At 45.5% G+C, this 23,373-nt stretch carries 20 protein-coding genes; 1 reads left to right on the forward strand and 19 read right to left on the reverse strand.

Features of this window, described 5'->3' with window-relative positions:
• Positions 1-3: 3 nt before the first annotated feature.
• Genes tssJ through KI743_RS14690 form a run of 19 tightly spaced genes read right to left on the reverse strand, consistent with a single transcriptional unit; the run spans position 4 to position 21,412 of the window.
• Complete coding sequence (tssJ, locus tag KI743_RS14600; RefSeq protein ID WP_152469764.1) at positions 4-510, reverse strand: type VI secretion system lipoprotein TssJ; 507 nt, start codon at positions 508-510, stop codon at positions 4-6.
• On the reverse strand, positions 510-1,496 hold the full coding sequence (locus tag KI743_RS14605; RefSeq protein ID WP_285466974.1) for an FHA domain-containing protein: 987 nt from the start codon (positions 1,494-1,496) through the stop codon (positions 510-512). Before KI743_RS14605 ends, tssJ begins: the two co-directional genes overlap by 1 nt.
• A gap of 20 nt (positions 1,497-1,516) precedes the next feature.
• Positions 1,517-2,260, reverse strand: coding sequence for a transporter substrate-binding domain-containing protein (locus tag KI743_RS14610; RefSeq protein WP_285466976.1), 744 nt, complete (start codon positions 2,258-2,260; stop codon positions 1,517-1,519).
• 20 nt (positions 2,261-2,280) lie between these two features.
• Positions 2,281-4,899, reverse strand: coding sequence for a type VI secretion system ATPase TssH (gene tssH, locus KI743_RS14615; RefSeq protein ID WP_285466977.1), 2,619 nt, complete (start codon positions 4,897-4,899; stop codon positions 2,281-2,283).
• A complete protein-coding gene (locus tag KI743_RS14620; protein WP_285466978.1) occupies positions 4,899-5,900 on the reverse strand; it encodes a type VI secretion system baseplate subunit TssG in 1,002 nt (333 codons plus the stop codon). The genes tssH and KI743_RS14620 overlap by 1 nt, the downstream gene beginning before the upstream one ends.
• The gene (tssF, locus tag KI743_RS14625) at positions 5,891-7,663 is read right to left on the reverse strand and encodes a type VI secretion system baseplate subunit TssF (RefSeq protein WP_285466979.1); all 1,773 of its coding nucleotides are present in this window, start codon (positions 7,661-7,663) and stop codon (positions 5,891-5,893) included. The genes KI743_RS14620 and tssF overlap by 10 nt, the downstream gene beginning before the upstream one ends.
• Entirely contained in the window at positions 7,656-8,084 is a 429-nt protein-coding gene (gene tssE / locus KI743_RS14630; RefSeq protein WP_150870123.1) for a type VI secretion system baseplate subunit TssE, read from the reverse strand. The genes tssF and tssE overlap by 8 nt, the downstream gene beginning before the upstream one ends.
• Positions 8,081-9,505 carry a type VI secretion system contractile sheath domain-containing protein gene (locus KI743_RS14635; protein WP_285466980.1) on the reverse strand — a complete coding sequence of 475 codons (1,425 nt, stop codon included), beginning with the start codon at positions 9,503-9,505 and terminating at the stop codon, positions 8,081-8,083. Before KI743_RS14635 ends, tssE begins: the two co-directional genes overlap by 4 nt.
• A gap of 34 nt (positions 9,506-9,539) precedes the next feature.
• The gene (gene tssC, locus KI743_RS14640; RefSeq protein WP_032552861.1) at positions 9,540-11,018 is read right to left on the reverse strand and encodes a type VI secretion system contractile sheath large subunit; all 1,479 of its coding nucleotides are present in this window, start codon (positions 11,016-11,018) and stop codon (positions 9,540-9,542) included.
• Positions 11,018-11,521 (reverse strand): type VI secretion system contractile sheath small subunit, encoded by a 504-nt coding sequence (gene tssB, locus KI743_RS14645; RefSeq protein WP_032552862.1) that lies wholly within the window; start codon positions 11,519-11,521, stop codon positions 11,018-11,020. Before tssB ends, tssC begins: the two co-directional genes overlap by 1 nt.
• 24 nt (positions 11,522-11,545) lie before the next feature.
• A complete protein-coding gene (locus KI743_RS14650) occupies positions 11,546-12,070 on the reverse strand; it encodes a type VI secretion system tube protein Hcp (protein ID WP_032552863.1) in 525 nt (174 codons plus the stop codon).
• 47 nt (positions 12,071-12,117) lie between these two features.
• A complete protein-coding gene (locus KI743_RS14655; RefSeq protein ID WP_285466981.1) occupies positions 12,118-13,452 on the reverse strand; it encodes an ImpA family type VI secretion system protein in 1,335 nt (444 codons plus the stop codon).
• A 14-nt stretch (positions 13,453-13,466) separates the two neighbouring features.
• Positions 13,467-14,519, reverse strand: coding sequence for a hypothetical protein (locus KI743_RS14660; RefSeq protein WP_032552865.1), 1,053 nt, complete (start codon positions 14,517-14,519; stop codon positions 13,467-13,469).
• Positions 14,520-14,559: 40 nt separating this feature from the next.
• Positions 14,560-14,859 carry a PAAR domain-containing protein gene (locus tag KI743_RS14665; protein ID WP_032552866.1) on the reverse strand — a complete coding sequence of 100 codons (300 nt, stop codon included), beginning with the start codon at positions 14,857-14,859 and terminating at the stop codon, positions 14,560-14,562.
• A complete protein-coding gene (locus KI743_RS14670; RefSeq protein WP_032552867.1) occupies positions 14,859-15,437 on the reverse strand; it encodes a hypothetical protein in 579 nt (192 codons plus the stop codon). Before KI743_RS14670 ends, KI743_RS14665 begins: the two co-directional genes overlap by 1 nt.
• Positions 15,437-17,491, reverse strand: coding sequence for a type VI secretion system Vgr family protein (locus KI743_RS14675; protein ID WP_285466984.1), 2,055 nt, complete (start codon positions 17,489-17,491; stop codon positions 15,437-15,439). Before KI743_RS14675 ends, KI743_RS14670 begins: the two co-directional genes overlap by 1 nt.
• 50 nt (positions 17,492-17,541) lie before the next feature.
• Positions 17,542-18,540 carry an ABC transporter substrate-binding protein gene (locus KI743_RS14680; protein ID WP_285466985.1) on the reverse strand — a complete coding sequence of 333 codons (999 nt, stop codon included), beginning with the start codon at positions 18,538-18,540 and terminating at the stop codon, positions 17,542-17,544.
• The gene (locus KI743_RS14685; protein ID WP_285466986.1) at positions 18,537-20,675 is read right to left on the reverse strand and encodes an MFS transporter; all 2,139 of its coding nucleotides are present in this window, start codon (positions 20,673-20,675) and stop codon (positions 18,537-18,539) included. Before KI743_RS14685 ends, KI743_RS14680 begins: the two co-directional genes overlap by 4 nt.
• Entirely contained in the window at positions 20,672-21,412 is a 741-nt protein-coding gene (locus KI743_RS14690; RefSeq protein ID WP_285466987.1) for a hypothetical protein, read from the reverse strand. The genes KI743_RS14685 and KI743_RS14690 overlap by 4 nt, the downstream gene beginning before the upstream one ends.
• Before the next feature lie 398 nt (positions 21,413-21,810).
• Here KI743_RS14690 and KI743_RS14695 point away from each other — a divergent pair, with 398 nt between their 5' ends.
• On the forward strand, positions 21,811-23,373 hold the full coding sequence (locus KI743_RS14695; RefSeq protein WP_285466988.1) for an HD domain-containing phosphohydrolase: 1,563 nt from the start codon (positions 21,811-21,813) through the stop codon (positions 23,371-23,373).

Consider the following 23,373-nt stretch of genomic DNA (forward strand, 5'->3'; position numbering starts at 1 on the left):
TCCTTACCACCAAGAACTATCAACAGGCTGAGTAATCTCAATCTTTGTTTGTGAGATTCGAATAATTATTGGGTTTTCATCGGGTTCTTCTACTAACGCCACTAAGCCTTTGCTCACTGCTACTTCATAGTCAGCAAATTCAGCAAACACCGCGATAGCTTTGGCTTCTTGCTGCACTTCTAGTACAAAAGAACGCTTCTCTTCAGGCAATACGGGCGCCAACACTTTAGTGTCGACAAGGGTTCCAGCTAACACCGTGCTGTCCGATTCGTACAAGCTAATGAAATCCGCTTTTTCAAACGCGCCTGTTTCTTTTAATTGGTAAACTCTTACAACCAAAGGTCTTGCTATATCGTCTTCGAATGCATTGATATCATTCGTCGCTTCCATCTTGACGTTGACCGACATCGATGGTTGAAAAACACTTTCATCGCTTGAACTACAAGCCATGATCAAAAATGAACTCACTACAGTTGACAGGCAACGAACAAAAAACTGCTTTGTCTCCATTACTTGTCCCTTAACTCTTCTAAAAGCATCGCGGTAAAATTACGCTTGAACTCTCCACGATCTTGTTTGCGTGCGAACTGCTTTTTGTACAATCCCCAGTATTTCTTCTCTTTACTGCCCCACCCAGATAGATAGTCATTAAACTCTGACTCCAGGTGCTGCGGATTAAAGTCTGCAAGGAACTTATCCAAAGTCGTTTCGATACAAGAGACCAAGCGTTCACGATCGACAGCTGCTGTTAAAGCTGACTGTTGATGCTCAACGATCTGATTGAGTCTCTCTATGCTTGAATCCAGTGCTTGAATTTGGGAGCCATTACTCAAAGTCACACCAGTCTCTTGAGAGCTCTTGTTTGAAGAATTGCGAGGGCTCGGCTCGTCGGCCATGATGATGGGATCGCTACTCGATTTTTCATCAAGAGTAATATTGAGAAGATCGTCTTCTTCGAACGGGTCATAGGCATACACATCTTCGCCAGCGACATTGTCGGCACTGAACGAACTCGCGGTGTCAATCGCCTCTTCAATTTCGTTGAAAGCCGTTGATTCAGCACCAAAGACGGTTGCTGCTGGCTCTTCAATCACTCCCGCAAAATCAAAAACGGGTTCATCAAGTGGCGTGTGAATCGGCTCTGATGTCTCAGGCTTGGCTTCTTTTGAGAAAAGCTCCTGCATGTCACTCACCAACAGTAAGTATCCACCTATTCGGATACTGTCACCGTCGCTGACCTTAGCCGATTGACCAGCACCAAGAAAAACACCATTTACTTGCGCACCGTTCGCGCTGCGATCGATAACTTGAAAGCCTCCCTCGGAGTGAGGAAGCACTTCAATATGAACACGAGAGAGCGTGCGACTCATGTCTGGTAGCTGAACCGTACATTCGTAAGAACGGCCAATAGTCCCACCACTACTTGGCAATGATATCTGTCGGCTGACTACCTGCTCGTTTTCAGGTAGCTCGATCAACTGAAAACTTATATTCATGGCTTTCCCTTACCCTTACTTCAATAACACTTACGTAAAGAACGATTAAATCTGTCCAAGAATCCTGGGGACTCACGCAAGAAGTCATTAGAAAAGTGAACCATTAGATCTTGTTTTTTGATCCTTACTTTTTGAAAGTAATCGACCGGTATACCTGCTTTCTTCAACGAATCTTCAAAAACAAGTTCATATTCATAAGCGACGTCCAAGTCGCCTTTCCATAACATTTGGAGCAGTGAATCTGCATCACGTGGTTTACGGATCACGTTATAGCCATCACGCTTTAAAGATAACCATTTGTTTGTATTAAATTTAGCACCAAATCGCAGACTAAACTTGGTTGTTTCATCATTTATGTCGGCATAGATGTTTGGCGCGATAAACCACGCCAAGTATTCCGACACAAGAGGCTCCGATGCGGTCGCATATTTCGCACGTCGGCTGTTCGCTGAACCAGAGAAGAAACCGTGCATTTCTCCAGTTTCCACCATCAACTGAGCTTTATCCCAGCGCATTACTCTAATTTCATACGGTTGTCCCATACGGCGCAACGCGCACTTTACACGGTCAACGGCAACGCCACCTATCCCACCGTTTTCATCCACGGTTTGATAGGGCGTCCATATCTGTGTTGCCAGCGTCAAGCGTTCAATAGCTTGAGCACTGGTTGCGACACCCATAGTAGCAATGATCATTGCCGTATTGAGCGCCGCAGCCTTAAGTGTTTTAGGCAACAAAAAGGTGTTTCTAATAATACTGCTCACCTTTGAGATATCCTTCTCCATTAAGTGATGTTAACCACTAATTCACCAGTCACAGGATCCGTTGTCACCGCGACTTGATTTATGCTCTGCCCTTCACTCAGTCTGTGAATACAGTCAATCGCTAACTGTGGCATCAGAGATCGGTTGATAATCTGCTCAACCGCACGACCACCCGTTGTTGGGTCTGTATTTCGGCTCACGACAAAATCCACGAACTTCTCATCCCACTCAAAGGTCGCTTTGTATTTTTCATCCAAGCGCTTGGCGATGCGATTTAGACTGATCTCTGTGATCTGGCTAAGCTCGTCACGATTTAGCGGGTAGTAAGGCACGATAGTGGTTCGCCCTAAGAACGCTGGCTTGAAGTATTGCTGCAGTGCAGGACGAATTTCTTCTAGCAGGTCTTCGTTAGCCAAACGATCTTCATGCTCTTCACAGATGTCCACGATAGCTTGATCGGCTGCGTTCGAGGTCATGATGATAATTGTGTTCTTGAAGTCGACGGTGCGGCCTTCACTGTCCTTAATATGGCCCTTATCAAAGATTTGATAGAACAAATCATGGACGCCCGGATGCGCTTTCTCCATCTCATCAAGAAGCAGCACAGAGTATGGGTTACGACGAATTGCTTCGGTTAATACACCACCTTCCCCAAACCCTACATAACCAGCTGGAGAGCCCAATAGCATGGAGATTTTGTGCTCTTCTTTAAACTCGGTCATGTTTATAATGGTCAGGTTATCACCACCACCGAACACTTCGTCAGCAAGTGCCATTGCGGTTTCAGTTTTACCCACACCACTTGGACCACACATCAAGAACACGCCAACTGGCTTACGGCTGTCGGTTAGACCTGCACGTGAGATTTGAATGCTCTTAGCAAGCTCACTGATCGCTACATCTTGACCGATTACACGCTTATGCAGGGCTTTATCAAGAGACAGCAGTTGAGCTACCTCTTCTTGCACCATGTTACCCGCTGGGATCCCCGTCCAGTTTTCAATAACCGTTGCAATCACTTGGTCATCCACCACAGGGAACACCAGTGGATGCTCACCTTGGATCTCCTTTAGTTCGCCTATGGCGCTATTGAGTCGTGCTTGGCTCTCAATATCGACATTGTCTTCAAGTCGGCTGGTTTCAATCGTTTCGCATAATGCAGTAATAGTCGTTACTAATTCGCGCTCTTTTTCCCACTGTTCATTTAGCGCATTCAGCTCGCTTTTCTGCTGCTCAATTTTTTGATTAAGCGCTTCATGATCAACGGCTTTGTCAATAAACACTGCACCTTCTGCTTCTAGGGCGGAACGCTCACTCTCAAGGTAACTGATATTCTGCTCTAGGCTCTCAATACACTCTGGTTTTGCGCCTTGAGTCAGTGCGATACGGGCACATGCTGTGTCTAACAAGCTGATTGCTTTGTCCGGAAGCTGACGAGATGGCAGGTAACGAATCGACAAGCTAACCGCGGCTTCAATCGCATCCTCTAAAATAAACACGCCATGATGGGCACGTAGAGCTTCACCAACACCACGCAGTATCTGTTTTGCATCTTCTGCATTTGGTTCTTCAACGCTAATGACTTGGAAACGACGTGTTAATGCTGGGTCTTTCTCAAAGTACTTCTTGTACTCAGCCCATGTCGTTGCAGCAATAGAGCGGAATTCACCACGGGCTAAGGCTGGTTTAAGCAAGTTAGCGGCATCGTTTTGACCTGCTGCACCACCGGCGCCAATCAGTGTATGTGCTTCATCAATGAATACGATGATCGGTGTCGGTGAGCTTTTCACTTCGTTGATCACGTCTTTCAGGCGGTTCTCAAATTCACCCTTGATGCTCGCACCTGCCTGCAGCAAACCAAGATCAAGCGTATGAATTTCAACACCTTGAATCGCTGGCGGTACTTCACCTTTAACGATGCTATGAGCCAAGCCTTCTACAACCGCGGTTTTACCCACGCCCGGCTCACCCACCAAAATAGGGTTGTTCTGACGCTTACGACACAAGATGTCTATCGCCATACGAACTTCGCTGTTACGACCTAATACTGGGTCAAGTTCGCCGTCTCTAGCTTGTTGAGTCAGGTTTACTGTGTATTTTTCAAGAGCACCACCAGCGACAGCGCCCGCTGCATTTTCTGATGCTGCTGCGGCAGATGAAGCCGCTTGTGTTTTCACATTCTTGAGGGAACTGATTTGAGCGTTCAACGCCTCAGTAGATAGAGTTTGAAGTGCAGCCAAAGAAAACTTCTTCATCCCTAAGTTATCAGTCTGAGTTAGGGCTAGAAGTAAATGAAGACTGGTGACTTCCTGATGACCGTAGTTAACAGAGGCAAGCATCCAAGCACTTTCCATCAACTCGCTGATTGCTAGGCTAATCGTAGGCTGTCCAGTTGCGCCTGTAGAGAGTCGATTAATACGCTGTGTAAGTTCGCTGAGCACGACACTAGGATCGATATTTTGCTTGCTCAAGCAGCCGATGAGGTTTTGTTCCTTCATCGCGATGAGTTGAACCAACCAATGTTCTATCTCAATGGCAGTGACTGTTTGTGCCATTGCAGCTCCTGCTGCTTCCTCTAACGCTGACTTAAGATGAACATCTAGCTTTGAAACGAGGTTCCCTAGTTTTATTTGTGACATCAAACTCTCTCCTGTTGAATTAAGATCTTACGAAATTCCGATTTTCGCTTATGAGGCACAAGGCAGTTGGCCTCTCCAAGCCTCAGGCCACTCTTTTTACTTGAGAGCATCGGCTCATCGATGTACTCACGTTTCACATACATATAAAGTCGAATATCGAGACTCTCGCGCAAATAGGCTTGTACTAATGATTTCATCGAGGACGCAAAGTGTGAGTTATTCAATAACCCTAAATACTCACTGCGCGTTTTAGGTGTAATGTTAATTTCCAATGCTTTGAAGGTTTGAGTTCCTGTTGAACCCAACCAAAAGCCTTGGCTCAATTTCTGATTTTGACCTTGCTGACTACCAAGTTTGGTTTGGTATTTGGTGTTGATTCGATAGAACGACGCTGGCGCTACAACTGGGTTCACCGTTAAGGAGAAATAGTTACTCAATAGACGTTTTAGCCCGTTGAGGTTTCTGCTTTTGTTGCCCAATGCCATGCCATGACGCAACATACTCGGGTCTGACTTTTCGCGATTTGCATTCGGAAGAGCAAACATGCACGCCAGTGCCGCTTGTTGAGATAAGCGCCCCACTACATTGCCCGCTTGCACGTCACGCTCCTGTTTTAGCAGCATGTTGCGGTTGGTTTCGACATGCAACTTAAGCTCTAGATAACGCTGATTAAACACATCAATGAATTTTTGCAGCGCATAGTCATCTTGATGCAAGCTGTTAAGGAGCTCAGCATACATATAGTCAGGAATTACCCCTTTTGACCCAGACAGCGCCTCAAGGCCAAGCTTAATCTTTAGTGTATTGTCGCTACGACGAATACGCGTCACTTCACTCGCATCACCATATGGCATAACCTCTGGCGACAACTCTAGATTCGCTTGGCTGCCCATAGCTCTCAGAAGACGTATCACTTGTACAAAATCAAACGTATGAGGTTGGCTTAGCAACCGAGTTTTGACGTTGTCGGCATCTTGTTGAGTCATCTGAGTTATAGACATAGCTGGCTCCCATGAGTTTTAGGGAACTGCACGCCCGGATTGTCACTACCAAAGCGCTCTACCGAGACCTGAATAAAACGGTCAAAACTGCAATATTGCGAAAACACTGAGTTAAGAACTTGAGAGAAGACTGAAAAGTCCGCACCTAGAATTTCATCGTCAACGACGACTTCGATTTCGGTTCCAGAAGCAAAAATACTGTGCCCTGCAATAGTAATTGGAGCTACGAGGTGGCGATAGGAGACCTTCTTAATTGCGTAGGCTTGTGGGCATTGCACGGAATTACACGTTAAGCGGAGCGTATCCTGAAGTGCGACCGTTGGGTCATCAGTTTGTACCAAGCTCGCAAAGTTGGCATTCAACATAGCCAAGAAACGCCATGTTAGCTGATTATCCAGAGATGGATACTGAGGTGCGGTCGGTGTTTTTAAAATGGAAAACTCGCCCGGCAAATCAACCGCAGCAAGAGAATTCGCTTGCGTTCCAGATGGAATCAAACACGGGGCTCTACCATTGCAAACCAGTAGCTGAGTGGCTAAAACCACGGCCTCTTGCTCGGCAGGTAACTGCGCATAGCTAACCGATAAATTCATGCAGCGTCGACCTTTATGGTCCCAATGCTGGCTACTTTGCCATTGCGGCGCATCGGTATCAGACCAATAGCCACTGGCGTAAATCGGCGATAACGGCACTTCACCCGTCGACATCACTTCACACACAGACTCAACTGAAACTACGGTGAAATGGTCTTGTTGCTGGGCGTCAGCGATCACCGGAATCGATAGCTTTGAAAAATCGTAGCGCATTGGCTCGCCACGTTTACTGAACAGGTTCACTGCAGGTGCTGTGTTCAACAAGAATACGTTTCGTGAAAACAGGCTAAGGTACTCTACGGGTAGTTGCTTGATGAAGAAAGTGAGCTGAACTTTGTCAGTATCAAACTGGCCAAGCTCTTTACCGAGATCTTCAATACGCATGTACGCAGCTTTGTCTGGGTATGCGAAGTAGTCTCGCAAGATATCAAATCCGCTCAGGTGGCCATCATAAGTAGGTAGCCAGATGAAATCGGGGTCAGTAATGCGACTGCGTAACTTACTCGGTTCAACGATAACCTGCTGTTCACCGCTGGTAATGGAAATTGCTTCGGTATTCAATAACAAGAGGTCAATCAAGCCACGTGAACTGCTCTCAAACCCTCTCACATAAAAATCGAACGAGCCGATGTCCATTTGTGAGAAAGATAGCTCAGGGTCATTACTTAAAAGCTCAACTTGAATCGCCGAATCTGAACGTCGCAGTGTTGGCGGCGTTGGAAAGTTGAAAGGAGCCGTTGTTGCTGAGATATCCGCGATGTGGAAAGGCTCAATGACCATTTCATCCACCAGCGTGAAGATCGATTCAACTTCATCATGCACAACCGAGAGTTCTGAACCTTTATTCAGAACAACCTTCGTTGTCGCTTCTTCAGCTTCAACGTCGAGATAAAATGGGGTATAGCTTGGAATGATTTGCAGATAGCCCGGATAAACAATGTTAATCAAGTCTTGTAAAATTTCAGGAAAATGCTCATCAAGGCGTTTCTCTGTTTTTGCATTGAGTAATGCTGCCGCTTCAATCAAGCGGCTAATGTTCGGATCTTCTTGATCATGTTGATTAAGACGCATTGAGCCAGCGTGTTGTGGGAAATCACGCCCATAATCACTGAGAGCTGAGCGTATACTTGCCAACTCGCGCTCAAAATAACTTAGCATTTGATCAGACAACTTCCTGTCCCTCCATGGTCGCCTGTTGATTCGATAGACTTAAATTCGAATCAAACAGAAATACGTGCTCTCCTGCTGAAGTATTGACCTTAGCCATGATGGAAAAACAGATCGCGTTCTTGGTTTGATCGCCCTCTTGAACGAACACGCTCACCTCCGATAATCGCGGTTCAAACGACTGAATTAAGCGTTCTAGTGCTCGTGAGAACTGATCTTTCTCGATTTGACTGCTTTGACTTTGTGAATTGTCCAAGCCAAAGCAATAAATGGACTTTTGCGTTTCTGAATAGACGCTCGGAATCAAACGCATTGGCGCTTCCGAGTTGAGCAAAGTCGTTAATTGATAGTGAATAGATTCAAGTAGGTCATCTCGATCCGAGCTTGTGTTGCTTTTCTTCACGAAGGTTTTCCAGAAACTCATGCGCGGCCTCCAGAAGCAAACAATGACTCTTCTGTGCCAAGGTCTGTTGAAAGCAGAACTTCACCACACACGTTATCGAACTGATACTGGGGCTGAACGAGTACATTACACACGTAACGATCGTTCTCCCCTTTCACCTGCTTCACTTCTACGCGGCTTTTACTAAGTGGAAATTTTGCAAGCGTTGCTTCATCGGCATTGAACAAGTTACTGGTGTACTTTTGCAGCCAGTTGTTCAGATACAATTCACACTCTTCTGCACTTTGAAAATTGCCGATCATGCCGCGGATTTGCACCTTCAAGAAATGAGCGATTCGGCAGATCATCAGAGTGGTTTGCACTTGGCCTGCTACAAGGTCGGCGTCATCTCGGGCTTTATCCCAAATAGAACGATTACCTCTGAAGAAATACTTATCGGTGGTGGTGCTATGACACAAAGGAATAAATCCTTGGTCTGCGTAGAAGTTACCCATCTCGGTATATATGTTGAGTTCTGGCGTTGGAGTGAATGTTGCAGGCGTGCCCACGCCATTTTGCGGGACATTCACTAATGAGCCGATCAACTTGTCTTGCCAGCGCGACTTCATAAAACCAAACCAATTGATGCGATTAAATTCTCGCATCGCAATCGAGGCAAACAACATAGCTGCACTGCCCCACAAGCCCTTTTGCATCTGTGCTGATTCAGAAAAAACAATGCGACGAGAAGATGAAAAAGAGTGCGCTTCACGCAAGCGAACACGTGGCATCGCAAGAGCGATGAATCTGGCTTGGCTAATACTTCTTAAACGCTGCCAAGAGACAAAATCCGGTCCATCTAAGATCTTTTCTATTCGATTGGTATCAGATAGCCAGTCAGGGCCACTCTCTCCAAAAAAGTTATCTTCTGGAGACAGTACAAAAGGACACAAACAGAGCTCGCCTAGACAGGCTAATAGCTCTAATGTGTAGAGATCATCATAGTCGTCATCGACATCCATCGAGATAGCATGGTCGACGACTATCATGCCAAAAGGCTGACCGCCAGAAGTGTTTAACTCTCTGTTAGCGACCAAATTATATAAGCTGGTTCTCTTTAAAGAGACGGCGTTATTAAGCTCATGAGAAAGCTCTCCCCATGAAGTATCTAACAATTTAACTCGTATTTTTTGGTAATTAACTGGAAGCATGACAAGGGTTTCTACGCCCTTCCATGTTGCCTCCAACTGACTAAAACTAGGATGATGAATGATGTGAGACAGCTGCTCTGAAATGCGACGATCTATCTCCGCAATGAGGCGAGTGACACCGGCGAATAACAGACTGGTGTCACTTAGCATCTCTGCATCAATATGGAATAGCAGAGAGAGCGCATCATGCAGATACGCACTGTCCTCACTATTCAATTCGCAAAACTCCGTTTGCAGCTTCTCATCAAACATCCATCAATCCATTCGTGCTTGCTGTTGTTCCAAATTAACCTGGGATCTTCGTAACCATACGGACAGAAGTGGTTAATTCCTCCATTTGCAACCACGGTCTTAGGTGAGCGACAGCAGAGTACGCACCCGGTCTACCTGGCTGTTCCACAACCTGAATCTGAGATTCACATAGCGGTGTTTTAGAACGTTCAGAGTTACCAACAGCACCAGAGTTCGTGTATTGATCAATCCACGTTTGCAGTTGCTTCTGAATATCCGTTGCTTCTAGGTTCGAGCCCAACATATCGCGACCCATTACTTTGAGGTAATGTGCGATACGGCTACTTGCCATGATGTAAGGGATACGAGCAGAGATCGCTGCATTGCTGGTTGCATCAGGGTCGGTGTAGACTTTTGGCTTCTGAGTCGTTTGGCTACCGATAAACACACCGTAGTTGGTGTTTTTGTAGTGAACCAAAGGCAAGAACCCAAGGTCGCTCAGCTCTTTTTCACGCTCATCCGTCAGGTTAACTTCGATCGGACATTGCTGCTGAATATCACCAGCATCAGACTTAAACGTCAGGTTAGGAAGGTTCTCAACCTTACCGCCATTGTCTAGGCCGCGAACTGCCGTACACCAACCAAATTGCGTGTGAGCTTGGGTCATTTTCAAGCCAAACTCAAACGCAGCGTTAGACCAAACTAACTCTGAGTTATTGCTTGGTTTAGGGTTACCCTCTGCGTCTGTTGCTAGCTCTTCATAATTGAATGAGTTAGTTGCCAGACCTTTTTCGCCATATGGAAGACGAGCAAGCGTTTGAGGCATGGTTAGTACCACGTAGCGAGCATCATCACTTTCACGGAAAGCGTTCCAAGAAGCGTACGCTGGAGAGTCAAAACCAGCTGCAACTGGCTTACCTTCATCGAAGGTTTCAAACGAATCAAACTCAAACATTTCAGGGTTAGCTGCTGCAACAAAAGGAGCATGGCTTGCTGCCGCTGTTTCACCCATGTATCTCAGTAGCGCTACATCTTCATCTTTATGACTGAAGCTGTAGTCACCGATCAATGCACCATAAGGTTCACCACCAGCCGTGCCGAACTCTTTCTGATAAAGCGCATCGAATAGCGGGCTACGATCAACTGCAGGCGCATCTTCAAACTGCTCAATGAGTTCATCTTTAGTAAAATCGACCAATTTAATCTTAAGCGACTGACCAGTTTCACTCTCTTTCACTAGTTTGTTCAATCCGCGCCAAGAGCCTTCTAGTCTCTGGAACTCATCGTTTTGCATCACTTGTGAAAGCTGCTTAGACATCTGCTTATCGATCTGAGCAATCGCGTTTTCTATCGTTTTAGAAACGTTTTTATCCCAGGTAACAGTGCCGCTTAGAGCCTGCTCTGCCAGTACTGAGAACAGTTCTTTGGTTGTATCAGCCGGGGTTTGGTTAGTCGCTGCAATCGCTCTATCTAATAGACTTGCCGAGACCGCTTCAGCTTGTTCACCCGCTTGGCTTTCTAGTTCAGAACTCATTACTCATCTCCTTTGCTTTCTACGCCCAACTCACTAGAAAGTGCGTTAATCTGATCTGCACTTTGTAGTACCTCTTTCAATAGCTTCTCAAGATCACGAGAACGATCCGCTTTTGAAAGGAGTGTCTTTAGTTGCTGACGTGTTTCTGCAAGTTTTTTCAATGGTTCAACTTGCTCGATGAGAGCATCTGGCTCGAAGTCTTTCATTGAAGAGAAAGATAAAGCGGCTTCAAATTGGCTATCGTCATCTTGTAGCGTGTTGTCTACTTTCAACTTTAGCTCTGGGCCTACACGTTTAAGCACAGTGTCGAAGTTATCTTTATCGATCTGGTAAAACGTTCTCTCTTCTAAATCTTCACGATCTTCTTTATGCGCAGAAAAATCCCCAATAACACCGACAACAAACGGCAGTTCTTTGTTCTCTACTGCACCATTGGTTTCGACATCGTAAGTGATACTTACCCGGTTTTTGCTAACACGTTTGTGTTGTGAATTTAAAGCCACGTTACTTCTCCCTGTTAATCAAAATTAAGCCGCCTTAGACTCAAGTTTGCCTGTGGTACAATCGAACTTAACAGTATCGCCTTTCTCGATCTTACCGCCGTCACCTTCTTGGTAGTAAACCTTAGTCAGCGTGGTGTATGTCAGTGAGAAATCTTCTACTGGTAGCTGGCCATCAGAGCCGTGAATGTTGTAGCTAGCAATACGAGTTTTCTCTAGAGTTAATACAAGGTATGGATCTGCACCTGCGCCATCACGAGATGGTTTAGTCAGCAGAATTTCAACCGTTTTACCTTCTGCACCTGGTGCAAATAAGAATGTTGTTAGATGAGGAGATGCACCATCTGAAGTACGAGAGACATGGATTGCATCCAGTGAAACCATACCTTTGTCTGCGTTGTTTGCGTTACCAACATCAACGGCTACGCCACGGTTTGCGCCCCAGCTCATGTTGTCGATAGCGAAGAAGCCTTTCTTGCCACCGATATCACCAATTGTTGCTGCACCTTTAATCGTGTTTAAACCATCAATTCGCATGTAAATAGAAGCCATGATTATTCCCTTTTCTATGATTTGTCATTTTTGACTGTTAGTAACCGCTACCACTCAATATTGGAGAGCCCTGAATCAGAGCTTGGGGTAGAGGTTGATTCCTGCGCTTTCACTTCTTCCTGAACTGTCTCCGGCGGCATGACCACTTGAGGTTGTGGTACCGCTGTCGCTTTGAGTTCTGCTTTATGCTCAGCACTCTCAAGTCCAGCTAGATGTTCGATTCTTTGATGTACGGCGTTGTTATCGCCGACCAGTTCTTCGAGTAATTCTGGTAATGACATTCCTCCCCAACGTATCGCTCGTTTAAGTAGTAAATAAATTGGACTGTGTGGTTCATTCTCTAAAAAGTAGTCGGCAATCACCTGCAGATCTGCCAATGCTTGTTCACGAGTCGCTGCTGCACTGGCTGTTGCCATAGTCGCGATTGCAGGTGAGCTGAGAGCAGTAGGAGCTGCAGCAGAAACTGAAGACACAGCGGGGGTGGTCGGCGACTCCGCGACAGCATCTGCAACAGCGGGATCACCTGTTGGTGTTACTTCCGCGGGCTCTGGTTCAGCCGGCGTTTCGACTACAGGGTCAAGTGGCCAATGAGCGAACTGTTCCCCAACAAGGTATCGAAGTGCTGAAATTAATCGCTCAATAGACTCTTTAACAAAACGGAAACTCAAAGCCTGAGCACCGACATCACCACACTTACTTGAAATCTGTATTTCAAGCTGAGTTAGCGCCTCTAAAGACTCACCCAGTGCCAAGATACGAGCTTCAACCTCGCCTCTTTCACTCGCCAGAGCCGACACCGCTTCAGCTTTTAATGTCGCTAAAGTGCCGTCTTTTTCATTCTTGTAGAACCTGCCGTAATCGATATCACCCACTAGCGCTAACATTTGAAGCGGCATGTACAACAAACCACTCTCTGCGGTATCACCAATCAGCTGTAGCAAAGGTTTGATTCTGTGCTCTGCCACTTCAACCGCTTGTTGCTGTTCAGTGTCACCTTTGCGTTTTTTCTCTGGTAATACAGGGTTTAGCGTGTCCCAGTACTTTTCGACCACGCTCTCCATAGTTTTCAGAGAGCTCGACAAATTTTGGAACGGCTCTGGCCCAAACAACTGAGCAACGGTGAACCACGAGAAGATTTCAAGGTCTTTCGAATTCTCTTTCAGACATTGATAGCAGGTGTCCGACAACTTTTGCCAGTTCGCGAAATTCGCCTCCACTAGCTCTGCATCTTCTAGAGCATCGGGAATTTCCATTAGCTGACGAAATGACGACTGCGCCATATTGAATTCGTTACGGTAGCCACGAAACAGCGAGCGATTATCTTTTAGATATTCACCACAAGGTGCTTCATCAGAAATCGGTGTCAGCAAATCTTCAAACATTCATTGATTCCTTACTACTTCGCATGCCAGTTGGCTGCTGTACCCGTCACGCCAGGCTTATGCTGAGACTTGGTGAAGTTCGCCCAGATAAAGCTCGCTAAAAACGAGATGGCCCAAGCTTGCGCGTTACTAGAGTCTTGATTAGCCGCTTTCTTGTAATCATAAGGGCCACATTGAATCACAAGGGGTTTCTTACGATTCTTGTAGCTGTAGTGTTGAGCTGCCGGTAACGATTCACACTCCTTAGACGAAGGAAGTTTGAATTTTGCCGAGACCATCTTGGATAGGATGCTTGCAGCCAACAGTACGTCCTGATCTCCGCATGCAATACTTCGACAATGAGTAATAGCCGTTCTTAGCTTGTTCGCTACTTTTCCTGAAATATCAGCAGGAACAGTGATGACACAATCCGTGTCGTCCCAAACAAACTTCTGCTTGCCATCGATATAAGCAAGGCGTGACAGGTTATAGAAAGCATGACCATAGGTTTTACCCCAAGCCATCTGACTCACGTTTAATTGAAGTTCGACAATATGAGGGATCGTTTTCTTAGGCGTAGGTACGTTGTTGACCTTAGTTGAAAAGTCGATTTCTACCTGTAAGAAAAACTTCACGTCTTTGTATTGGTCTAGGATCTCTTTTTCCCAGAGATCTTTTACAGCGTCTGATTGTTTGTCTTTAATCGCCTGATATTCAGGTGTTGTGTAGATGTAGTCTCGGAATGCGAACATCTGGGCGATAGTGCTAAAAACAATCGTTGCACGAGCGATGTCCTTTACCGCCAAAGGCTTTTTGACACCCTGCGTTTTATCTGTCGTAGGGTCATCCCAATTGGTAATGCCACACTTAGCTGCGATACGCTCACGCGTTTTCAAAGGCCCACGGTTATAGGCAATCGCCTTACCTGACTCATTATTTACTTTACGAGTAAGATTAAGCATAAAAGCATGCAGCTTGGGGTTAGCCAGCTTCGCTTGCTCGACAAGTTCTTCTATCTGTTCGCGCTTATGGTCATTGTCCCAAAACGTTGTTTGAGAAATAACTCCCTCAAGAGTATGCGTTGGCATCGTTCCCTCCACTCACCATCTTCATAGTTAGTCCTTTCAACTACCCACCTATTTGAACCGTCGGAGCACCAAAAACAATGCTGCCCCCGTGACTTGTTGTGTCGCCCATTCGTGCAGCCGGAGTGCTATTGATTAGAACAGTCGCACTGCCTTTTACAATGCTGTCCGGTGGTCCTACACATACCAGCGAGTCGCCCATTTTTGCCGCTGGTAATTTACATATCAGTACAGTGACTGCGCCCGGCCCTACAATTGGCCCTCCCACATGAGGAATTGGCGGAGTACCCGGTGTTTGCATCGGACAGGTGTGCATGTCAGTTAATCTTGCAGCAGACGGCATCATTGGCCTCCTTCACTAATCATCCCAGAGCCGCCATTGGCAATGTCGATGGCACTGCTAAACACCTTCTTGTAATAAGCCTTATACCCAGACCATTCAGGTAAGGCGGCGGCTGTGTTTACAGCACCAGCCACAGCTTTTGCGTAAAGAAGATCGGCAGGCATCACGACAGGCAAATCTGCAGGTGCAATGCTGCCTTGACCACTCCAAAATACGGATTGCCCTACCCATCTCGCTGAGCTTTCATTTGGCAGAGGCTCTAAGGTCTTTTCAATGTGTCTTCGCGCCGCTTCGTTGGGCTCTTTCACCCACTTGCCACTCTCATTAATGAGCTTCAGCTCTTGGTTTGTTAAATCAGCTTTTCTTAATAACGTCGCTTGCACCGACCACCAAACCGCCTCTCGCATTGGCAACGCGTGTGCGAGGTAGTTGGTGAGGTCAATGTTCAAACCAGCTTCTTGCAACTTAGCGATCGCCTCTGTTGGTAACGTCTCTCCGTTTACCAATGCGCTTGCTTCTTCTGATAATTCAAAATGAGCAAGTATCTGAGCTGAATTCTTGTACGGGATCTTTTTCATTAGTTCACCATCACTATTGTGCCTTTCACGGCAGTTTGACCTGATGAACTGATCTCAGCGGTTGCTGCTCCAGAAACCTTGGCGGTAACGTCCCCTTTTAACTCTGCGTTAAGCCCTTGAATCTTGGCGCCAGTACTGCCTTTCGCAGCAAAGCTCGTAGACGCACTAAGTGACATCGATGTGCTGGCCTTAGCGCTTAAAGAGCCTTTTGATGAGATGCTAACTGAGGTACCCGATTGGCTGAGGCTGCCGCCATCTAGCGAGACTTTTGAGCTACCACTGATAGCCACAGTGCCGCTTGATAACTCGATCTTATCGCTGCTGATCACGATCTTGCTGCTGCCCACTTTAAGAGTCAGGGTGTCATCCGCAGTTAGTGTGATCGTCTTACCGTCTCCGGTAATAGATTCTTTTGCCTTAAGGGCATACGACTTATCTGTAGAAAGCTCGATACCTTCTTTAGCAGATAGAATATTTTTCTGTTCAATGGTTTGTGTGACGTTTTTAGTGACTGTCGACTTGTACTCTCCGCCCACGGTTTCGGTGTAATCATTAACAATGTCACGTGTCATATCTTTTGCGGCATTGACAGCAAACAGCTCATTGTCTTTCTTATCGTCGAGTTTGATTTCATTCGCCTTGCCAGCCAACTTCGTCATCACGCCACTTTGAGTGGTGTTTGCGGTTGGATAAGGTGGCTTATGTTTGCTGTTGTAAACACTTGAAACGATCACTGGTTGATCAGGGTCGCCATTGATAAAGCTCACCAGTACTTCTTGACCCGCGCGAGGCAAAAATTGAGCGCCATATCCATTGCCCGCCATTGCCTGAGCAACACGCACCCAGCAACTGGTTTTATCGCCGCTCTCAGGATCCCAATGGAACTTAATTCTTACGCGTCCTAAAGCGTCATTCGCTGGCTCACCATCTTTACTGCCTGATACCAAAGCAGATTGCAGGCCATGCAAAACAGGTTTATCTTTTCCGGCTGGATAAAAGACTTGGTCTTCTGGAATACAGGTTAATTCAGCCTTTAAGTCACCACTCTTTTCATCAAACTCGTAGCGCAGCCCAGAGACGAGATAATTGCCTTTCTGAGTAGTATCTGAATGACCCGCTAACTTTAGAAAGTGCCCTGCACAAACATCTGACGATTGCGTTTTGGCATAAGCTCTATCGTATGAAGAGTCCAATTGACCGCGCTGACTTTCAACCAAAGCACTGGCTAAGTCGGTGTAACTACCAGCAGGGCTTGCTGACGGGTAACGATACTCGGTAAGCTTTGAGTTGTTCGATAGCGTATATTTCGATTTCTTCGCTTTACTCGTTACCAGTTTGGTTTGGTTATAGTCGTAACCAGCAATTTCGAGTGAAGCACTGTGGAAGCGTTTCTCTCGTTGCCAAGTATCAAGCACCTCATAATCGCCCGACGGTTGTGCCGCATAATCAACAGTGACGCTATCGTCTGAAGCAAACGGTTTAGAGGCTTGTTGCAAATAAAGGGTGTCTGCTTTGCTGTCTTTACCGAAGTAATAGTGCACGCCTTCTTCCGCCAGTAATCGAGTAACGAAATCAAAATCAGATTCGTTGAACTGGATGCAGTACTCACGCTTGGTCGAGGGCATACTCTTGACGCTGTAGTCGCCTTTGAAACCCAAGTCATCAAAGATGCTGGTAACGATCGTCTGTACACTCGCCTCTTGGAAAACACGACACTGACGAGAGTGTTTGAGCAAGAAAAACCAAGGCTGAACGGTCAGCTTAACGCCAAAATAGGATGAATCGACACGTTGCGATTGCACCTGAGCCTTTACCACATAGCCTTTAAATGTTCGTACTTCTTTGCGACTTGTACCGGTTTCAGTGTAAAAATTGCAATCGATCGGCTCACCAATCCAATCTTCAGCGCTAGAGCTGGTCGCTAATACCGTTACTTCAAACTCATACTCGTCGCTCACGGCTTCAGAGACTGATAGCTCAGAAGCGACAAACTCTTTACTCTTTGAGTTTTTGACCACCAGAAGGCTGCCCTGAGGTTCAATCAATTCGTTCATTGAACCTCCTCAATTTTCAGTGTGTAGTGCGATCCTTGCATATTCGACCCTTACTTCATGTCCGCGTTTACCAGTTCGGCAAACCGCAGCAATTGAATCGGAGGGAAGATAGACATGTTCCTTGCTACTTCCATGTTGATCGATATTGAGTAGCTGCTTAACTCAGCAATGGGTAGAGATCCCGGCTCTACGCCCTCAAAAAGCACCTTCTCAGCTTGGTTTGCCGCGAGTTGTCCTACTCGATAGTATTTATTCGATACCGAGATCAATGCGTTCGATTTTGTCACCATTGAATCGTAAGCAGATGCGACAGGTAGGCCATGAGCGACAGCAGACGCTGTGAACTCATCACGATTCGCTAGGTTGTAAGAGCTTGAACCGACGTACACGACATCCGCTCCTTGCTCGACAAGTTTCTGCATCTTAGCGTCAAACTGGCCAGGTAATGGTTTACCATTTTCATCAAGTTCGTAAGTCTCAACCAAGGTTTCAAATTCCATCTTCTGTTCTAAGCTCTGCAGCTTTTCGGTATTCAAGTTGGAGTTGAGCTCGGCTGTGGAGTACACCACGCCAATCTTGTTCACTGGGAAGTATTCGCGCATAACACGGATCTGTACTTCTTCATCAATTCGATTTCGAATCCCAGTGACTAGCGTACGACCTGACGTTTGTGGGGAGTCAATAATGCCCGCACCTACAGGGTCAGCCACAATCATAAAGAGCGCCGGTATGTCACCTAACTTTGTCTTATTCCCAAACTCTTCTCGGGTCCCAATAATTGCTTTACTGACGCTGGTTCCCCAAGTCACAACCAAGTCTGGAGAGAGGGTTTTAGCCTCTTCAAGAAACTCTGCCAACTTCGTTTTATCCCGGTCTGCGTTTCGCAAAGTCACTTCGACCGGTAAGTTATTGGTTTTAATATAGTCAAAGAATCCTTGGCACGCCTCCTCACAACCACGCCAAACTGTCATATAAACAGATTTCGGCTTTTCAGCGTGCGCCAAGCTAGAGACAATAAGGGTGATCAACAATACGATTATCTTATTCATAATGACGACCCTACTGCTTTTCGCTCTGGCATTCTAAGAATCATAAACATGGCAATACCGGCGAGGAAAATACCGCCACCCACTATGGTCATCGCTTGACCAAAGCTGTAACTGATCAACAGTGATGCCACTAAAATTGGACCAATAACACTACCAATTCGCTCAGAGGTACGAAGTAAGCCAAGTACTTCGGTACGTCCAACTTCAGGTGTTGCTTCTGATGCTTCAAGTGCACAAGCGATAAGTGGCGCTTTCAAGATTGAATGCGCAATACCCATGAGTGTTACGGCCAGTAAGATCTTAAATATTGAATCATCACCGTACATCGAGATGAGTATTGCCCCAGATAGCAAGGTGCCCAAAACTACCAGCTGTTTTGTCTTCTGGGTGCGATCTGCAATGCCAGAAGCTATAGGGCTCAGCGGAATGATCACCAATGAGTAGATCATCATGACGCGACCAATTTCCGATTGGCTGGCGTCGAGAGACACGAGATAAAGTGGAACCAAGAAATATAGGAAGCCCGTAAGCACAATCTTGGCTGGGATAGCACAGAACAAGATCACCGCCATGAAGCGCAAGTTTTTAGCCAACAGCAAAACGCTGCCCTTCGCCGATGCCTTACTTTTAGCGCTATCGCCAGAAACATCACCAATAAACATGCGCCATGCTAAGAAGCCTGCAAATGCCGCCAATAATGCCGAGAGTAAGAACACCGGCTGATAACCGATACGGTCAGCAATGATTGCGCCTAACGCGGTGCCACACATCGTTGCCGTCATTAAGACACCAACAAAAATCGACATGCCTTTTGCTCGGTTTTCAGGTGTAATAACAGCTGCAATATAGCTTTGACAGCTTATGGTGATAATCGCGTAACCAAAGGCCGTCACACCACGAGCGATTACGATGTCCATGCTGTCTTGCGCAAAGGCACATCCAAAGTAACCACCAATTGCGGGAATCAAACCTAACAAGAAAAGTTGCTTCTGCCCCCAGCGGTCAACCCACTTTGCAGCAAATGGAGTACACGCAGCGATCACGAACATGAAGACGGAAATCGGCAGACCAAGCATCACATCTTTTGAAATCCAGCTAGTCGGCTTATAAAACTCGTTCACGAACAGCGGCATGAAGGATTTTGAAAGCTCTTCTGCAAAAGAGAAAACAAAGAGCGGAATTCGGGCATCAACAATGTTACCTTTGTGAAAGCCGAGTTTACTCTCTAAACTAAATCGCTCTGAGATACTTGATAACTTGGAAGTGACCGTATTTGATTCAGCATGACCGTCGACATCAGATTTAGACGAAATAAATCGAGAAAACAGAGCTTTAAATCGAGACTGGAGATCTTTAGAGTCTTCGTTTAGACGCTGAGAAAACAGACCAATCACACCGTGGGAACTGGTTCTCTCATTAACGGAAAAGTCCCCTTTTACCTGACGCTTTAGGATTGACTCAGACTCTTCTAATGGCCCTGATACATAAAACATCACCACGACCATCACTACTTCGAAGCAAACCAGCAATACTGCGATCAGTACAATCGCGATGTCGAAAAAGATATCCGTCAGTTGAGACTGAACAAAGGTTGAACTCAAACCCACGTATACGCGACCTGACACCTCTTCCGCACCTTGAATTGCGAGCTGAAAGACATCACTTTGAGCTTTATCGGAACTGAACAGAGAAGGTAACAAGTTCGGCAACTCTTTGAAGACAACAAACAATCGCTCCAAAAAAGTAGCAGACAAATATTGATTCGAAACTTTTTCAAACGCCACGGCGTAAGTTGGGTCAAGCGTTTCGACTGCACCAGAGCGATAAAGCACATCCTCATTCTGCGTAATCGCAACAAAGGTTAACTCTGGGTAGGTTGTAAGCGTATTGTCTAGATAAGCGTCCATCCCTTTTATTTGTTCAAAAGGAATACCGACATCGATCGCGAGCTCAACATCGTCTTGAATGTTCTGCGCAATAGCATTCGCTTTCTTAAGAAGTTCAGGCTTGATTGAAAAGTTGAACTCAACCAAGGTGTAAGCCGCACTTAGGAAAGAGGCGAGAAATGCACTAACAATAGTAATCCAGATTAGGCGTTTGTTGATTAGGCCCGCCATAGTTTGAACTCTACTCATTTAATCACCTCGGTGTCTTGCTTATCTTGCTTCTTTGACAGCTCTTTTAATCTTTCTAATTCAGCAGACACCTCTGCTTTCATCTTCTCACTCTGTTTGATCTGATCGGCGAATGTCTGGCTCATGGTGCCCGGTGGCGCTTTATCCAAAAGCTGTTTATCGCCCTTGGAATATTTTTGGATAAGGTCAATGACACCCGCAACATCACCAAAGCCCAGCCTTACCACTAAGAAAACGATCAAAGCCGTTATCAGGAATATCACGACAGTTGCCTCTAAAAGATGCAACTTAACGAGAGCGTATACACCAAAGAGTGCAGATTTGTCATACTCGATGACTATACTGCCCGAAAGGTTTCCAAAACTATCGAAAGTCTGTAGCCCGCTGTATAACTGAGCATCGTTGTTGTAGGACCAGCGAACTTCATTTGAGGTTAGGGCTCTACGCAGCACCTCAGGGGGAACATGTGTACCTTGAGTATTTGAAGAATGAATCAGAAGCTCACCGTTTTGGTTCACCAAGGAGATAGCCGTTACATCGGACTCACGAGTTCGAGCGTGATTAAATTGGTCTTTAAGGTTATCTGCCGATTCAAATGGTATACCCATGCGATCGACGCGCTCCATTGAGGTTTTTAATGAAGAAGAAATAACATCAAGCTTCGATGAGACAACGTTCGACATAACACTGTCGAATTTCATGTAATTCATCAAATACAGAAGTCCTAATACAGACATTAAGATTATCCATACTGTAACCACTAGCCTTAAATGGACTTCAAAAAATGCTCTCACTTTCCCAACCTCTGACGAAGAAGTACTACTAATTACGAATTAAGTTAATACTCTATTGTTTGAATTTTTAGTTACTCATAATCAAACCAGGTTATTTCTTATAAAACATACATAATTTAATTATTTAACCTAACAATGGAGTAACAATATAACAACCACTTAATTACTAGGTGTAAAACTATTGTTGGTCAAACTTAGCTGGAGCTAAAATTGATTTTGTGGCAATAGGTTCTAAGTTTTAATTGAATTCAATCGCAAAAATTGACTTTCTAGAAAAGCTTGCTTGAAGTTAGCCGAAAAACTAAGTTAAAAGCTGCAGTCTCTGTGTTAAGGATAACAATATGCCCAACTCTCTTTTTTCAGTGAGTCAAAAACGGAAAGATAACTCTCCTCAAATAATGCAACAACCGCATTCAAAAATAGTTAATCGCCCATGGAAAGTACTACTTATTGATGATGAGCCAGATGTTATTTCTGTATCGAAAATGGCGCTAACAGGCTTGAAATTTCAAGATAATCCTCTGGAAATACTCTCAGCATCATCGGCAAAACAAGCGAAAGAGATACTCGAAGAACATTCAGATATCGCGCTTGCTTTAGTCGATGTGGTGATGGAAACAGACAGTGCTGGCCTTGAATTAATCCATTGGATTCGTGAAATAAAGAACAACAAGCAGATACGATTAGTACTAAGAACGGGGCAGCCAGGTCAAGCTCCTGAAGAAACAGTCATCAACACCTATGAAATTAATGATTATAAAAATAAAACTGAGCTAAATGCGACACGCCTCAAAACTTCGGTTTTGACAGCGCTTCGCGCCTACCGAGACATTCGAATCATCTCCTCCAACCAGAACAGGTTGGAGCAGTTGCTGTCCTCCACTGAGGCCATTTTGGCTCATTCGGAGATAAAAGGCTTCCTTCACGTGGCACATTCTGAGTTAAAGCGCTTCCTAAAACATGACCAATTACAGCTAGCAATCAATATTGAAAGTCACATGCCCTATGCTCAGCCAGTCAAAAGGCAGTATTTAATCACTGATGATAACGAGCTATTCGAAGGCGAGTCGATCAGTGCCGTTGAAGACCTCATCGTTAATTTGCCAACCACGAAACCTGATAAACCCATTATCGACATAAACAGCAAACGACTTCTTCATTGCTTAAAAATCAATGAGTTCGAGCACATTACTATCGGTTTTAATTTCAAAAATCCGATATCCAAAGGCGTAAGCAACCTACTACCTCATTTTACTTCTAACTTTGTTTTGGTCTTCAAGAACCTTTTATCTAACCACGAGATTCAGGAAGTTCAGCAACAGTTGATGCTAATGCTCAGCGAAGCAATAGAGACTCGCTCTAAAGAGACTGGCGCTCATGTGTTGAGAGTGGCTCTGATCTGCGAATTCATTGCAACACAACTCGGGTTAGGTAAGAAGCATGTTCAAATCATCAAGCATGCTGCACCAATGCACGACCTGGGAAAAATAGGCGTTCCGGAGAGCATCCTACATAAGCCTGCTGCCTTGTCTGACGAAGAGTGGGACATTATGAAAACCCACCCAACTATTGGTTACAACCTATTGAGCAAGCTCAATTATGGGATTCCTCAGATGGGTGCAATGGTCTCTCTTTCACACCATGAGAAATGGAACGGCTCTGGCTACCCTAATCAGTTAGAGGGGGAAGATATCCCTCTTGAGGGCCGTATCATGGCCATTGCAGATGTTATTGATGCGCTTGGCTCTGCACGGTCTTACAAAAAAGCATGGCGCAACCAAGATATTATTGATCTCATCGAAGACCAAAAAGGGATTCATTTCGACCCTAAAATCGCCGATGTTGCGATTCAGCACTTTGCTGAAATCATGGAAATTCGCAAACACTACCCTGATGCAGACTAA

It is taken from the genome of Vibrio sp. D420a (assembly GCF_030248625.1).
Lineage (GTDB): Bacteria > Pseudomonadota > Gammaproteobacteria > Enterobacterales > Vibrionaceae > Vibrio > Vibrio fortis_A.

Bases quoted from the DNA above. Each gene is read 5' to 3' on its own strand.
- tssJ (WP_152469764.1), bottom strand. From the start codon at position 510: ATGGAGACAAAGCAGTTTTTTGTTCGTTGCCTGTCAACTGTAGTGAGT.
- KI743_RS14605 (WP_285466974.1), bottom strand. From the start codon at position 1,496: ATGAATATAAGTTTTCAGTTGATCGAGCTACCTGAAAACGAGCAGGTA.
- tssH (WP_285466977.1), bottom strand. From the start codon at position 4,899: ATGTCACAAATAAAACTAGGGAACCTCGTTTCAAAGCTAGATGTTCAT.
- KI743_RS14620 (WP_285466978.1), bottom strand. From the start codon at position 5,900: ATGTCTATAACTCAGATGACTCAACAAGATGCCGACAACGTCAAAACT.
- tssE (WP_150870123.1), bottom strand. From the start codon at position 8,084: ATGAGTTTCTGGAAAACCTTCGTGAAGAAAAGCAACACAAGCTCGGAT.
- KI743_RS14635 (WP_285466980.1), bottom strand. From the start codon at position 9,505: ATGTTTGATGAGAAGCTGCAAACGGAGTTTTGCGAATTGAATAGTGAG.
- tssC (WP_032552861.1), bottom strand. From the start codon at position 11,018: ATGAGTTCTGAACTAGAAAGCCAAGCGGGTGAACAAGCTGAAGCGGTC.
- KI743_RS14650 (WP_032552863.1), bottom strand. From the start codon at position 12,070: ATGGCTTCTATTTACATGCGAATTGATGGTTTAAACACGATTAAAGGT.
- KI743_RS14655 (WP_285466981.1), bottom strand. From the start codon at position 13,452: ATGTTTGAAGATTTGCTGACACCGATTTCTGATGAAGCACCTTGTGGT.
- KI743_RS14660 (WP_032552865.1), bottom strand. From the start codon at position 14,519: ATGCCAACGCATACTCTTGAGGGAGTTATTTCTCAAACAACGTTTTGG.
- KI743_RS14665 (WP_032552866.1), bottom strand. From the start codon at position 14,859: ATGCCGTCTGCTGCAAGATTAACTGACATGCACACCTGTCCGATGCAA.
- KI743_RS14670 (WP_032552867.1), bottom strand. From the start codon at position 15,437: ATGAAAAAGATCCCGTACAAGAATTCAGCTCAGATACTTGCTCATTTT.
- KI743_RS14675 (WP_285466984.1), bottom strand. From the start codon at position 17,491: ATGAACGAATTGATTGAACCTCAGGGCAGCCTTCTGGTGGTCAAAAAC.
- KI743_RS14680 (WP_285466985.1), bottom strand. From the start codon at position 18,540: ATGAATAAGATAATCGTATTGTTGATCACCCTTATTGTCTCTAGCTTG.
- KI743_RS14685 (WP_285466986.1), bottom strand. From the start codon at position 20,675: ATGAGTAGAGTTCAAACTATGGCGGGCCTAATCAACAAACGCCTAATC.
- KI743_RS14690 (WP_285466987.1), bottom strand. From the start codon at position 21,412: ATGTCTGTATTAGGACTTCTGTATTTGATGAATTACATGAAATTCGAC.
- KI743_RS14695 (WP_285466988.1), top strand. From the start codon at position 21,811: ATGCCCAACTCTCTTTTTTCAGTGAGTCAAAAACGGAAAGATAACTCT.